Consider the following 13,155-nt stretch of genomic DNA (forward strand, 5'->3'; position numbering starts at 1 on the left):
AGCGCCACGACGACTGAGGCAGTGACCGGGGGTGCTATCGCACGTGATCGGTAGCTGCAAAGGAGTCAACCTTGCTGTCCATCTTCGAACTTACGGCGCTGCTATTGACACTCTCTGCCGGTCTTGGCTGGATCAATCACAAATTCCTGCCGATGTCGCGTAGCGTCGGCCTGCTGACGATGAGTGTCTCCGCGTCGTTTATCCTGGTGGCGATCGACATTCTCTATCCAAGCCAGCATCTCTTCGAACCGCTGACCCAGGCGCTGCTGCATATAGACTTCACCGCAGTGGTGATGGAGGGGATGCTGGCTTTCCTGCTGTTCGCCGGTGCGCTGCACGTCGATCTCAAGACGCTGGCCAGCCGGGCCGTTCCGGTCATCATACTCGCGACCTTTGCGACCGTGGTGTCGACCTTCATTGTCGGCTTCCTGATGTGGCAGGCCGCGCGCCTGTTCGGGCAGCCGTTGACGCTTCCCTGGGCGCTGGTGTTCGGCGCGCTGATCAGTCCGACGGACCCAGTCGCGGTGATGAGTACGCTCAAAACGGTAAAGGTTCCGCCCAGCCTCGAGGTCGAGATGAAGGGCGAGGCGCTGTTCAACGATGGCGTCGGCATCGTCATCTTCACGATCCTGCTCGCCTTCGCGACGGGCCAGGGTGGCGAAGAGACGTCGTGGTTGGGTGTTACCGAGTTGCTGGTGGCAGAGGCAGGCGGCGGTCTCCTGCTCGGTATCGCGACGGGATATCTCGCCTATCGGGCGATGCGACTGATCGACGACTATTCGATCGAGGTGCTCATCACGCTCGCGCTCGTCACGGCAACCTATGCCCTCGCACGGCGCATCCATGTCAGCGGACCGTTGTCCGTCGTCGCGGCTGGCCTCCTGATCGGATATCGCGGCCCGCTCGATGCAATGAGCGACCGGACCCAGACCTATGTCTTCGGTCTTTGGACCCTCATCGACGAGGTCTTGAACTCTCTGCTGTTCCTCCTGATCGGACTGGAGGTGCTGATCCTGCGCTTCGAGCCGCGGGCCCTGCTGCTGGCTGCCATCGCTATTCCCATCGTCGTCGCGGCGCGTTTCATCGCTGTCGGCTTGCCAACGCTGGCACCGCTGGCCAGCCGGATCATGTCGCGCGGGAATGTGGCGTTCCTGACCTGGGCCGGAATTCGCGGCGGCATCTCGATCGCGCTGGCGCTATCGATACCCGAGGGAGAGGCACGGCCGTGGATCCTCGCCGCGACCTATGCCGCGGTCCTGTTCTCCGTCATCGTCCAGGGCTCGACGCTCGGCTGGGTCGCCCGCCGCACCGTGCTGGCTCGCAAGAGCGGCGTCTAGATCCGGTCGCGGCCGTCGACCACGCCGAGGCTGCCGAAAGGCGCCTGCTCGATCATCGCCATGAAACTGCGATGGCGGCCGACGATGTCTGCAAGGTCGGACGGGTTGGCGACCTCGCGCTCCGCATCCGCCCGGACGAGGTCGGCATGCCGGCGCAACGTCGCGCGGCGCGCTGGATCATGATCGCAACCGGCGACGGCGGTCAGCACATCGATTGCGCGCACCAACACGGAGACCTGCCCGGTCCCGCTCTGGCGGATCATGTGGAACATGGCATCGACGAGACCGTCATAGTCGACGCTCGGCACGACGAGGACGGGACGATCCTCATGCAGGATCACCCCGCTCGGAAGATGGAGCGGCGCCAGTTCACACAGCGCTGCGCCAAGCCTGTCGATGACGCTAACCGCCGTATAGGGATCGTTGATGCCCGGAGACAGCGCCCGGACCGCGACTTCGACGAGTTGGCGTATCGCATACTCAATGTCGGCGGAGCTGTCGCGCTTGACGGCCAGCGCGGTAGCCGCTCGGATCGCGTCCTCGCCGCCGTCAACCGGCGGCACCATGAGGGCGATCGGGCCACCGGGAAAGACGTAGTCGCCCGGCCGGACCAGCAGGCGCAGCGCCGTGCCCTTGTCGATCGCCCATTGTGCCAGTCCGGCGTCGTCCAACTGCTGGAGATAGCCGCGGCGACCGTCGCGAACCACCACCGCATCCTGCCAGAACGAGAGCGGCGGGGCAGCCGGCTGCTGCTCCTTTTCGGCGATGCGCTGGAAAGCCGCCGTCACGTCCTGGCTGACGAGCGCGATCACGGTGTCGACATTGATGCGCCCGGCCATGTGGCCGACGAAATAGATCAGCGTGGCGACGCAGACAAAGGCGAGGAGAATACCGACGGTCAACGACAGATGCGGGACGAACACCCCTTCATCCTGGGTCCGCACGGTCCGCAGGACCATCAGCGCGTAGGAAAAAGTGCCGAGAAAGGCACCGAGCGTGATCTGGTTGCCGCGATCCTTGGTGAAGTTCCGTAGCAAGCGGGGGCCCATCTGTCCGGCTGCCAACGAGAGAGCGGCGATGGTGATGGAGAAAACGGTACTGGCGACGCCGATGGACGAGGATGCCACCGCACCCAGGAGGGTTCGCGCGCCCGTTCCGCCGCCGTTATAGAGCCAGGCATTGTCGAGCAACCATGCAGGCAGCGCGCCGCTGCGATCAATGGCGATCAGTACGAGGGCCAGCCCTATCCCGCCGCATGTCATGGCGGCGGGAACGAGCCAGAAGGTGTCGGATAGGGACGCCAGAAACTGCCGCAGTCTTGCCTTCACGATATCCCCTGCAGCGTCGCTGTAACGGCAAAAACGGCCGCGTCTACTCTAGCCGCTCTTTGGTAGAGCATAGGCGATGATGGCATCACCCGCCTCAGTGCCCGTCGAGCCATGACCGCCCGCCACTACGACGAGATACTGCCGTCCGTCTGCGCCTTTATAAGTCGAAGGCGTCGCCTGGCCCCCGGCCGGCAGCCGGGCGCGCCACAGTTCTGCGCCCGTCTTCAGGTCATAGCCGCGCACATAGTCGTCGAGCGTACCGCTCAGGAAGGCCACGCCGCCCTTTGTGATGATCGGGCCGCCGATGCCTGGCACACCCATCTTGAACGGCAATGGGATCGGCGAGAGGTCACGCACAGTGCCGTTGACGTGCTTGTAAACCGTCTTGCCGGTCGTGAGGTCGACGCCGGCGACGTAACCCCAGGGGGGTGCTTGGCATGGCAGGCCGATCGGCGAGAGGAATGCGCTCATCTTGGCAGCGAACGGCGCACCGAAATTCTCATTGAACACGTCCTCCCCGGGCTTGGTGACAACACGATCGGTCTTGTTGGGACGCGGCACCATCTTGGAGGTGAAGGCGAGATAGACCGGCATACCGAACAACACCTCGCGGTTTGGATCGACCGCGACGGCGCCCCAGTTGAAGGCACCAAAATTGCCGGGATAAATCATCGAGCCCTTCTCTGTCGGCGGCGTAAAGCGCCCCTCGTAGTCGAGGGAACGGAATTCGATCCGGCAGGCGAGTTCGTCGAGGGGTGTCGCACCCCACATATCCTTTTCCTTCAGAGGCTCAGGCTTGAACGAGATCGTCGAGACCGGTTGCGTCGGAGCTGTGGTGTCCCCCTTGACAGCACCGGACGGTGCCGGCTCTTCGGTCACTGGCAGGACGGGCTCGCCAGTCTTGCGATTGAGCACGAAGATCTCGCCCTGCTTGGTAGGAGCCACGAGGGCCGGAACATCTTTTCCTCCAATGGTCAGATCGACCAGGCTCGGCTGCGCTGGGACGTCCATGTCCCAGAGGTCGTGGTGGACGGTCTGGAAAACCCAGGCCGGCTTGCCGGTCTTCACGTCGAGCGCCAGGATGGACGAAGAATACTTCTCGACGCTTGCGCTGCGCCCGACGCCATATTGATCGGGCGACTGGTTGCCCATCGGCAGGTAGATCAGGCCAAGCTTCGGATCATAACTGGAAACGCTCCAGGAATTCGGCGCGTTCGCGGTATAGGTCTGGCCATTGGCGATCGGCGTCGTCGCATCCGGGTTCTTAGAATCGAAGTTCCAGAGGAGATCGCCAGTGTTGACGTCGTAGGCCCGGATCACGCCCGACGGTGAGGTGGTGGAGACGTTGTCGTTCACCGCGCCACCGACGATCACCAGTTCGTCGGTCACGACCGGGGGCGAAGTCGAATAGACTGACCCAGGCGTCACATTCGGCATGTTCGCCCACAGATTGATCGTACCGTCGTCACCACCGAAGCCGGGGCAGATCTTGCCCGTCTCTGCGCTCAGTGAGATCAGGCGGCCATCCGATGTCGGCACGAACAGGCGCTTCACGCAGGAAGGATCGATAGCGGCCTGCGCCGCGACGTCCTCGTGATCGACGACCGGATTGACCGCACCGGGCTTGGCCTGGCCGGTGACGACATTCTGCGGCACGCCGGCCGCCTCGGTCGTGACCTCGGCCGCGCTCTCTGCGATCCGATGGTCATCAGGGGCCTGCGGCGCCCCCGGTCCGGGCGGCAGTGCGGGAGAGGCTGTCGCGAGGGCTGCACTTCCGCCGTAATAAGACACGCCCCGGCAGGTCAGATGTTGGGTCGTCTGCTTGGTCGTCTGTTTCAGCTGCGGATCGAAGCGCCATTTCTCCGCGCCGGAAACAGCGTCGAGCGCGATGACGAGGCTGTGCGGCGTGCAGATATAGACGGTGCCGTCGATCATCAATGGCGTGACTTCATAGGTGGCCTCTCCCGGATCGTTGGGACCGCGGATATCGCCGGTATGATAGGTCCAAGCAACCGCGAGCTTGTCCACATTGACGGGAGTAATCTGGTCGAGCGGCGAATAGCGGCGCCCGGCCTCTGTGCGTCCATAGGCGCGCCACTCGCCATCCGGGATGCCGCTATCGACCGGTCGCGTCGAGGCCATTTCCTGACTGGAAAAGGCTCCTGGCTGGTCATGCGGACTTTGGAACATCGAATAGACGGCGACGACAATTGCAACCAGAATCGACAAGGTTAGAACGCCGCTCGATGTGCCGTATCGTGCCCGGCGGTGGCCGCCCCGATGTAGCGACCAGACCATTGGCGGCATCAGCAACAGGACGCCGAAGGCGACCAGCAGGCTGCCTCGAGCCGATAGCGCCCACCAGTCGAAACCGACCTCGTAGATTGCCCAACCCAGAGTGAGCAGCAACGTCAAACCGTAGAGCGCCAGCCCCTCCGGTCGTCGATTGAACAGCATCCATGCCGATGCCAGTACGAGCGCCCCCAGGAGGATGAAAAACCACGAGCCGCCTACTGCAGCGAGCCAGATGCCGCCGACGAGCAGCGCCAAACCGAGAAGAGCAGTCAGAAGCGAAAGGAGAATGCGGTACATTGTGAACGTGCCATTCATTTGGCGTGACGCCTTACGTATAGCCATTCGAGGCAGCGGGAGGCTCGACGCTCAAGGCTACGCGTCCCAAACGTTCGAAGCCGCCGGACGTTCCACGGTTTCCCCCTGGCAGCAGGCCGGGACCGTCGATACTGGCTGCCAATCCCGTCGCTGGATCCTAGGCATCAAACCGGACTGGGCTCAGCATCCCGAACCGTCCCTGAGGCGTGCAGGTTGGCAGCCGATCATCCGCCGCCGGAGTCGGGGATAGCGAGGAGATGCCCGCAAGCCTTGCAGTGGACGGCGTCTGGCTCGTGACGCAGCAGTGCGCATTGCGGACAGCGGAAGGATACCTTGTAGGGCCGGAACAAGGCTTGGGCGAGCCGGACAAAAAGCGAAATACCAACGATCATCGTCACGATCGAGGTCAGCTTACCGGCAGTACCCGGGAGCGTAATATCGCCGAACCCCGTCGTCGTAACCGTGGCGACTGTGAAATAAAGGGCGTCGATCCATCCACCGATACCGGAGCCAGGCCCAGCGAAAACGGTATAGACGAAGCCGGTGATGACAAAAAGGCAGGTAACCAGGTTGATCCCCGCGCGGCCAACATCCTCCCACTCCTGATAGCCGTGCCGTCGGAGCGAGCGCCAGAACAGGCTCTTTTGAGACAAGGACCAAAGACGGAGGATGCGCAGGAAGCCCAGATTGGCGAGCCATAGCGGTGCCAGGAGTGTGGCGAGGACGACCAGATCGACCCACACGACCGGCTGCCGAAGCCAGCGCCCGAGATTGGTGGTGGCGGCCGCTCGTGCCGAGAAGTCGGCGGCGAGCAGTAGCGCAATCGCATAATCTACCCAAAGGAAGGCCCGCCATTCCTGAAGCACGGGGCTTAGGACAAAGAACCCGATAATAACCAAATCGATGCTGGCCAAGGCCCACTGAAATCGTGTCGCCCGCGTGTCAGTCCCGACATAAAGCTCGCGGAGCCGCCTGCGCCACCGCGCCCGCTTGGCGAACCCGGCACCGCCGTCAGACTCGGATCGGGTCTCGAGAATAGTTGAAACTGTCGTCTCTCCGCTGGCGCGTAGGTCAGCGGTCTGCGCTGGACCTACTTTGCTCGATTCGGTATCGATGATCTGCATAGGCCCATGAGGTTAGAGAAGCGGGTTTCTAGCCTGAATGTCGCGCGGCGCGTGTTGCAAGGGGGCACATGAATCTACGCTGCGCCGGTGCCGTTCGTGAAGGGTTGCGTCAGCACAGACGGAGGCAATACGCCTCTGCGGTTTGGTCCCTTGTAGCGACTTTCGACCGAAAACTAGCATAGTTCAACTGGATCTGCTCTCGGATGCATTGCTCCCGACGACGTTGAGTGTGCCGGAAACGTTGACATCTGTCGTGGCGCTAAGACCGGCATTGAGGTTGGCGGCCTCGGTATCGGCTAGAGCTTCGACGCCAGAGGGGCGTCTGTTTGCGCATTGTATGGGTTCTCGCCAGGTCCCTTTTGAATTCGACAATCGGATGCCGCAAAGCGGCAATTCCATGCCCGCTTAGCGGCAAGGCGGCGCCGCATAACGAAAATGCCGAACCGACAACCGACAATCCGATCCCGTAATCACGCAAGCGGATCCCGCCAACGTGCAGTCCGATCCCGGCTAACGACAACGCGATCCCGCCAAACGACAATCGATCTTCCCTGATAGCGACTGCGAACACCGCTCCAGAACCGCAAAATTGGCCCCCCAATTTAACGGGGGATCTCGGGAACCCACGGAGCGCGCCATTTTTTAGTGGGAGTCCCATCCGAGCCGAGAGAAAGACACTCTCTCGCGATTCTGCCGACGCGATTGGCGGCGAGAGTTTGCTGGACCGCGTTGAACAGCGTCTCGTCGATGATCGGATCGTGCTGACCCGTCCTTCCGACCCGCAGCACCGAGACCGAAGAACCGTGGGCCGGACCAATGCGTGCCGGTGATCTCGCGGGCGATCTCGGTCAGCGATCGGTAGCTATTGCCCGCATAGTTGAAGCCTGCATCGGTGACGGTGACGCTATGGGTCTTGCCATGCCATTCGCGGATCGGCGGCGCGCCGGGCAACAGCGCGGGTCGAGGGGATTTGCTTCGACGGTTCTCCGAAGCATCGTCACTCGACGATGCCGCATCCTCCTTCGAGGCTGCCTCGGCCGCGGCTCCGGCCACAGTGCGCGGCTTCCTCGCCGTCACCTTGGCGAGGCCGCCATGCTCCAGTTCCTGGTAGCGATGGCCGAACGTTGCCGACCTACCGCCGGCCGCATCGTTTTCCCGATATTGCCGGAACCCCTCTCTCCCCAAAGCGTTGGCAGCCACACCCATTCTCGACGTGAACAGGTTTCTCCGCATGCCCGAACGCCCCAAGATGCAGGATCCTCGCACGCAATATCCGAAGCCGCCATTTCCGACGCAGCCGCAACGGATGCCGGGGCTGGCAGGAAAGATGGACCCGCACCCAGATCATGGCGAAGACAGCTATGTCGGCTCTGGTAAGCTTGAGGGCCGCAGGGCACTGATTACGGGCGGCGATTCAGGAATCGGGCGCGCCGCCGCAATCGCCTTTGCGCGGGAAGGCGCTGATGTCGCCATCGCTTACCTCCCGGAGGAACAGTCTGACGCCGACGAGGTCCTGGCCCTGATCCGCCGCGAAGGTCGGAAGGCCGTCGGCCTCGCTGGCGATGTGAAGGACCAGTCCTGGTGCAATGAGTTGGTGAAGCGCACGCTGGCGGAGCTGGGCGGCGTCGACATTCTGGTGATCAACGCGGCGCGCCAACAGTATCGGGAGACGCTGGAAGACGTGTCGACCTATGATTTCGACAAGACGATGAAGACCAATCTCTACGCGCTCCATTGGATCGCGAAGATGGCCACCCCGCATATGCCGCCTGGCGCGTCGGTCATTACGACAGCGTCGATCCAGGCCTATGAGCCCTCGCCGATCCTGCTCGATTACGCCACCACCAAAGCAGGCATCGTTGCCTACACGAAGGCGCTGGCCAAGCAGCTCATCGAGAAGGGCATCCGGGTGAATGCAGTAGCGCCCGGCCCGGTCTGGACGGTCCTGCAGCCGAGCGGCGGTCAGCCGGACGAGAAAGTTAGGGAATTCGGCAAGGACAGCGACTTTGGTCGTCCCGCTCAGCCCGCCGAACTCGCGCCCATCTATGTGCTGCTGGCTTCCCAGGACGGAAGCTTCCTGAACGGAGAGGTTTTCGGGGTCACCGGCGGGAAAGGAATTGCCTGACTTGTCGGACGGAGACTGATGTCGCCGCCCGCCGCCGCCATAGCGCCCGCGATCGCCCCACCAATCCGGCCCAGCAAGAAGCTCAGCCTTGGTCTCGTAAGCCGCTTCAAGGCAGCTCGGGCGAGAGTGGCACGCAGGGCGGCGGTTCGACATGCACCCGGCAAGAGATGATCGCATCTATCGATGCTTGAGCATGACCCGCAGCGCCCGAACTCCACGACGCCGACGTTGGTACCGATTTCTGTGGGAACCGCCGTGCCCCTTCGCGCTTGTTTAGGCGAGAGTATTCCGACGTAGCGCGGTAAGGAGGCTGCCATGTCGAGAGGTGACAAGTCCAAATATACCGACAAGCAGGAACGCAAGGCCGACCATATCGCCGAAGGCTATGAGAAGCGCGGCGTTTCGGAACCGGAAGCCGTGCGTCGGGCCTGGGCCACGGTCAACAAAGACGATGGCGGCGGCAAGGCTCCCGGCGGCTCTGGCCGCGGCAAGGATACCGGCCATCCGGCGGCCCATGAGGGTGGCGAGAAGGGTGGCAAGGCGGCGGCATCACGGCCGGCTGCCGAGCGCTCGGCGTCTGCCCGGAAGGCGGCTGCGACGCGCAAGCGGAACGAAGCCGCCGCCTCGCATAGCTGACCCCCCGCCGCCGAAAGGCGAGCACGGAACCGACAACAGATAGAACGAGAGGCATGTCATGGATGCAAGCAGAGAGGAGATTGAGCGCAAGGCCTATGAAATCTGGGACGCCGAAGGGCGCCCCCAAGGCCTCCATGAAATCCACTGGTCGAGGGCCGAGGAGATGCTCGTTGGTCTCACTGAACCCGCGGGCAGCCCGGAGCGTCCGCAGCCGGGCCAACCCGCAACGGCCCCCAATCAGGACACGTCGCTCGGTCCGGACGAGGATCTGCCCATCGGGCGAGTACCGGACACCGGCGACTAGGAGACAAACATGGCCGAACAGGACGATCTGCAGCAGGAAGGGGCGTTCCGGTCGCTCGGCGATGCTCCCGCAGACGGGATGCTCGTCGTCGGCCGCCTCGCCAATGGCGAAAGGCACCTGATGCGCTGGCGCTCGCCGGCGATCATCCTCAAGGAGGATGGTCCGGACGACCAGCGCGAACCCTATTGGGCCCGGTGGCACACCGATAAGGCGATCCACCCGGTCGAATGGGCGCCGACGCGTCTCACGATCGAAGACGTCCTCGACTGGGTTTGAGGCTTGCGTGCTCCGGCGAACCCGGGAGTTGATTCAGGGTCGGCGCTCATGGAGGTGAAGCGATGTTGGATGAGCGTGAGCGGGAAGGCACGGAGAGAAAGCCGTGGCGCGAGGCTGCTGAGGATGTCGTTTGCGTCGTCATCGGCAACGCCGTTCTCTTGTCGCTGGGTTTCCTCGTCTCCTGGCCGATCGTGACGGCCATCGGCAAGATCATCTTCTGACGCCCTACTGCGCGGCACGCCATGACGGGTCGAGCCCGCTGGCTTTGCGACTTCAAAATTCATTGCGGGCCGGACTGCGACGCCGGATCGGGGCTTCGCGCCCAGGCTCTTGGGAGCTGTTATGAGAACCGACTTTTCTGAAGCAGCCGCCGACCTGTCGACGGCGCATCGACGAAGCGCGCCGGACTATCGCTTCGGTCCCCGGATCGAACCTGACGGCGTTCGCTTTCGCCTCTGGGCGCCGACCGCCGAAGCGATCCGGCTGGTCCTTCCCGACCGCGACGCTATCGCCATGGAAAGCGTCGGCGACGGGTGGTTCGAGACAATCGTCGACGACGTCGAGCCGGGTCAGCGCTACCGCTTCGCCACCGGCGAGTCCCTTTTTCCCGACCCTGCCTCCCGCCAACAGGATACCGATGTCGATAGCTGGAGCGTGCTCGTCGCGCCCTTCGCGCCGCCCTCGCCGCGATCGCGCCGCGCTTGGCATGAAGTGGTCCTTGCGGAACTCCATGTCGGGACGGCGACGCCGGAGGGAACATTTCGCGCCCTGGCGGAAAAGCTGCCGCATTTCGTCGAAGCGGGCTACACCGCCATCGAATTGATGCCGATAGGCGATTTTCCCGGGAGCATCAACTGGGGCTATGACGGCGTCCTGCCCTTTGCGCCCGAAGCCGGCTACGGCACGCCTGCGGACCTGCGCGATCTGGTCGACCGGGCCCATTCACTCGGCCTCGCCGTGCTGCTCGACGTGGTCTACAACCATTTCGGACCGGTCGAGAACCACCTCCCCCTCTACGCCAACGCCTTCTTCGACGACCACGAGATGACGCCCTGGGGGCCGGCGGTCAATCTGGCCGATCCGACCGTGCGGCGGTTCTTCCTGGAGAATGTCCAGCTCTGGCTCGCCGACTATGATTTCGACGGCCTTCGCTTCGATGCGGTCCACGAATATCGCACCAGCGGTGCGCCTGAGTTCAAGCGGGAACTGGCGGCCGCTGCACGCGCCATCAAGCCGGACGCGCTCCTCGTGCTCGAAAATCTCGGCTATGAGGCCGACCTCGTGCGACGCGGCGAGGACGGTCGCCCCCTGCTCTTCGACGCGCATTGGAACGACGATGTCCACCATGCGCTGCATGTGCTGACCACCGAACAGAGCGGCGGCTACTATGGCGCCTTCGCAGCCGCGCCGATGGCGCGCGTCCGCCAGGCGCTGTCCCACGGCGTGCCCGGCCGCAGCGCGGAGACGGCGAGCCAGGGCGACGACGCCCATCTGCCGCCCGAGACCTTCGTGTCGTTCATCCAGAACCATGACCAGATCGGCAACCAGGCCGACGGTCGCCGGCTCGCCACCGATCTCGACGCTGAGCGGCTCGACTTCCTGCACTTCGTGATCATGCTCTCGCCGCAGATCCCCATGTTCTTCATGGGCGAGGAAGCGCATATGCGCGCGCCCTTTCCCTTCTTCGGCGATCTCAAGGGGCATCTGGTCGACGAGATCCGCGAAGGGCGGATCCAGCAGACGCAGGCCTTCTTCGGCGATATGGCCGGTGATTTGGAACTGCCCGACCCCGTTTCCGCCGATACGATGGCAATGGCCAAACTCGACTGGTTCGAGTTCGGTCAGCCCGAAAGGCGGGAGGCGCTCGCGCGCTTCCAGGAGCTTGGCCGATTGCGCGCCGAGCATATCCTGCCATTGACGGCGGGCCGCTATGCCGGTTCGGAAGCGATCGAGAACGCGACAAGCCTGGCCATACGGTGGCGCTATGAGACGGGCACCCTCGTTCTCGCCATGAATCCTTCGCCGCAGGCGGGCTCGATCGATATCGACGCGCTGCCGCCCTTTGCAACCACCGGCGAGGTAACGCTCGCGCCTGACCGGCTCAACTTTTCGCCATGGTCCGCATCGGCTTGGGTCGAGCCGGCTGCGGAACCGAACGCGTCTTGAACCGGGAGAGCACGATGGAACTCAGCGGAAAAGTCTCCCTCGTCACCGGGGCCGGCTCCGGCATCGGCCGGGCGTCAGCGCTTCGCCTTGCCGAGGCGGGCTCCGACGTGGCGGTGCTCAGCCGCACGGAACAGGAGATCGAGCAGCTAGCGGCGGAAATCACCGCGTTTGGCCGACGTGCGCTGGCCCTTACAGCCGACGTTTCCCGGGCGAGCGAAATGGAACACGCTTGCCGGCGGACTCACGAGGAACTCGGCGCCATCGACGTTGTGGTCGCCAATGCCGGGGTCAATGGCGTCTGGGCGCCGCTCCATGAACTCGCGCCGGAGGATTGGGATCAGACGATTGCCATCAATCTGCGCGGCACGTTTCTGACGCTGCGATATGCCGTTCCCCTCATGATCGGCCGTGGCGGCTCGATCATCATCACTTCGTCGATCAACGGAACCCGCACCTTCACCACCGCGGGCGCCTCGGCCTATGCGACAGCGAAGGCCGGACAACTGGCCTTCGGACAGATGGCGGCGCTGGAGCTTGCCAAGCATCGGATCCGCGCCAATGTCATCTGTCCCGGCGCGATCGATACGGAGATCGACGAGAATACCAAGGACAGCAATCGGGAGGCCGCTGCCGTGCCGGTCGAATATCCCGAGGGCCAAGTGCCGCTGACGGGCGGCAAGCCCGGCAACAGCGCGGAGGTTGCGGAGTTGGTGCTGTTCCTGGCGTCGGACCGGTCACGCCACATCACGGGCACGCCGATATCGATCGACGGCGGCCAGTCGCTGCTGGTCTAGCCTCGACAAGGCTGCCGCGACGCAGCCTGCCTCCTGGACGCATCAACGATGCGAACGTCCGCTGGCTTCCTCCTGATTGGGCTGGATAGCAATGGTCGAATCAGATCGCCGCTGTGAACAGGCGCGGAATGGAGGCCTCGGCTTCGATCGGCTAACTATCTAATTTTCATCATCAATTTTGGATACACTCGGGGTCATGATCGGCGCCGATCGATACCCCTGTAGACATAGAATTTCTCAAATATTCTCAGCGAGTTGGAGCCCTCCGGTGTGGGGTCCCACTTGGGCGCTTGTTCGCAGCCTACGCCGCCACTCTCATCACCACGCACAACCCGCCGAGGCTCCAATCGCCGCTGGATGACGAACCAGTGGCAGGTCACATGTCATGAAGCACGACTGTCGATGTGTCGGTCTCCCGGCCGTGTGCTGACGTTTCGGCTGATAGGTTTCGGGTT

12 protein-coding genes are annotated in these 13,155 nt (G+C 63.4%); 8 read left to right on the plus strand and 4 right to left on the minus strand.

Annotated features, from left to right (window positions below; translation table 11 throughout):
- Nucleotides 1–71 precede the first annotated feature (71 nt).
- Nucleotides 72–1,337 (plus strand): cation:proton antiporter, encoded by a 1,266-nt coding sequence (locus OSH05_RS24805; RefSeq protein ID WP_104220276.1) that lies wholly within the window; start codon nucleotides 72–74, stop codon nucleotides 1,335–1,337.
- Here the strand turns inward: OSH05_RS24805 and OSH05_RS24810 are convergent.
- The 4 genes from OSH05_RS24810 to OSH05_RS24825 all read right to left on the minus strand — a co-directional run bounded on the left by OSH05_RS24810 (nucleotide 1,334) and on the right by OSH05_RS24825 (nucleotide 7,599).
- The gene (locus tag OSH05_RS24810; RefSeq protein ID WP_104220277.1) at nucleotides 1,334–2,665 is read right to left on the minus strand and encodes a DUF2254 domain-containing protein; all 1,332 of its coding nucleotides are present in this window, start codon (nucleotides 2,663–2,665) and stop codon (nucleotides 1,334–1,336) included. The genes OSH05_RS24805 and OSH05_RS24810 overlap by 4 nt on opposite strands.
- 48 nt (nucleotides 2,666–2,713) lie before the next feature.
- On the minus strand, nucleotides 2,714–5,275 hold the full coding sequence (locus OSH05_RS24815) for a membrane-bound PQQ-dependent dehydrogenase, glucose/quinate/shikimate family (protein WP_266353084.1): 2,562 nt from the start codon (nucleotides 5,273–5,275) through the stop codon (nucleotides 2,714–2,716).
- A 224-nt stretch (nucleotides 5,276–5,499) separates the two neighbouring features.
- Nucleotides 5,500–6,312: a potassium channel family protein gene (locus OSH05_RS24820; protein ID WP_266353092.1), complete on the minus strand. Its 813-nt coding sequence runs from the start codon at nucleotides 6,310–6,312 to the stop codon at nucleotides 5,500–5,502.
- Nucleotides 6,313–7,041: 729 nt separating this feature from the next.
- Nucleotides 7,042–7,599: a DUF2924 domain-containing protein gene (locus OSH05_RS24825; protein ID WP_165801658.1), complete on the minus strand. Its 558-nt coding sequence runs from the start codon at nucleotides 7,597–7,599 to the stop codon at nucleotides 7,042–7,044.
- 31 nt (nucleotides 7,600–7,630) lie between these two features.
- Here OSH05_RS24825 and OSH05_RS24830 point away from each other — a divergent pair, with 31 nt between their 5' ends.
- The 7 genes from OSH05_RS24830 to OSH05_RS24860 all read left to right on the plus strand — a co-directional run bounded on the left by OSH05_RS24830 (nucleotide 7,631) and on the right by OSH05_RS24860 (nucleotide 12,700).
- The gene (locus OSH05_RS24830) at nucleotides 7,631–8,524 is read left to right on the plus strand and encodes an SDR family oxidoreductase (protein ID WP_104220280.1); all 894 of its coding nucleotides are present in this window, start codon (nucleotides 7,631–7,633) and stop codon (nucleotides 8,522–8,524) included.
- 315 nt (nucleotides 8,525–8,839) lie between these two features.
- Complete coding sequence (locus OSH05_RS24835) at nucleotides 8,840–9,160, plus strand: plasmid stabilization protein (RefSeq protein WP_104220281.1); 321 nt, start codon at nucleotides 8,840–8,842, stop codon at nucleotides 9,158–9,160.
- Between the two features lie 58 nt (nucleotides 9,161–9,218).
- Entirely contained in the window at nucleotides 9,219–9,464 is a 246-nt protein-coding gene (locus OSH05_RS24840) for a DUF2934 domain-containing protein (protein WP_104220282.1), read from the plus strand.
- 9 nt (nucleotides 9,465–9,473) lie between these two features.
- On the plus strand, nucleotides 9,474–9,740 hold the full coding sequence (locus OSH05_RS24845) for a hypothetical protein (protein WP_104220283.1): 267 nt from the start codon (nucleotides 9,474–9,476) through the stop codon (nucleotides 9,738–9,740).
- Between the two features lie 62 nt (nucleotides 9,741–9,802).
- Nucleotides 9,803–9,961 carry a hypothetical protein gene (locus OSH05_RS24850; protein WP_165801659.1) on the plus strand — a complete coding sequence of 53 codons (159 nt, stop codon included), beginning with the start codon at nucleotides 9,803–9,805 and terminating at the stop codon, nucleotides 9,959–9,961.
- A gap of 121 nt (nucleotides 9,962–10,082) precedes the next feature.
- Nucleotides 10,083–11,906 carry an alpha-amylase family glycosyl hydrolase gene (locus OSH05_RS24855; RefSeq protein WP_104220284.1) on the plus strand — a complete coding sequence of 608 codons (1,824 nt, stop codon included), beginning with the start codon at nucleotides 10,083–10,085 and terminating at the stop codon, nucleotides 11,904–11,906.
- 14 nt (nucleotides 11,907–11,920) lie between these two features.
- A complete protein-coding gene (locus OSH05_RS24860; protein ID WP_104220285.1) occupies nucleotides 11,921–12,700 on the plus strand; it encodes an SDR family oxidoreductase in 780 nt (259 codons plus the stop codon).
- The last annotated feature ends 455 nt before the right edge of the window (nucleotides 12,701–13,155 follow it).

It is taken from the genome of Kaistia algarum (assembly GCF_026343945.1).
GTDB lineage: Bacteria > Pseudomonadota > Alphaproteobacteria > Rhizobiales > Kaistiaceae > Kaistia > Kaistia algarum.

Bases quoted from the DNA above. Each gene is read 5' to 3' on its own strand.
- OSH05_RS24815 (WP_266353084.1), bottom strand. From the start codon at position 5,275: ATGAATGGCACGTTCACAATGTACCGCATTCTCCTTTCGCTTCTGACT.
- OSH05_RS24830 (WP_104220280.1), top strand. From the start codon at position 7,631: ATGCCCGAACGCCCCAAGATGCAGGATCCTCGCACGCAATATCCGAAG.
- OSH05_RS24835 (WP_104220281.1), top strand. From the start codon at position 8,840: ATGTCGAGAGGTGACAAGTCCAAATATACCGACAAGCAGGAACGCAAG.
- OSH05_RS24840 (WP_104220282.1), top strand. From the start codon at position 9,219: ATGGATGCAAGCAGAGAGGAGATTGAGCGCAAGGCCTATGAAATCTGG.
- OSH05_RS24845 (WP_104220283.1), top strand. From the start codon at position 9,474: ATGGCCGAACAGGACGATCTGCAGCAGGAAGGGGCGTTCCGGTCGCTC.
- OSH05_RS24850 (WP_165801659.1), top strand. From the start codon at position 9,803: ATGTTGGATGAGCGTGAGCGGGAAGGCACGGAGAGAAAGCCGTGGCGC.
- OSH05_RS24855 (WP_104220284.1), top strand. From the start codon at position 10,083: ATGAGAACCGACTTTTCTGAAGCAGCCGCCGACCTGTCGACGGCGCAT.
- OSH05_RS24860 (WP_104220285.1), top strand. From the start codon at position 11,921: ATGGAACTCAGCGGAAAAGTCTCCCTCGTCACCGGGGCCGGCTCCGGC.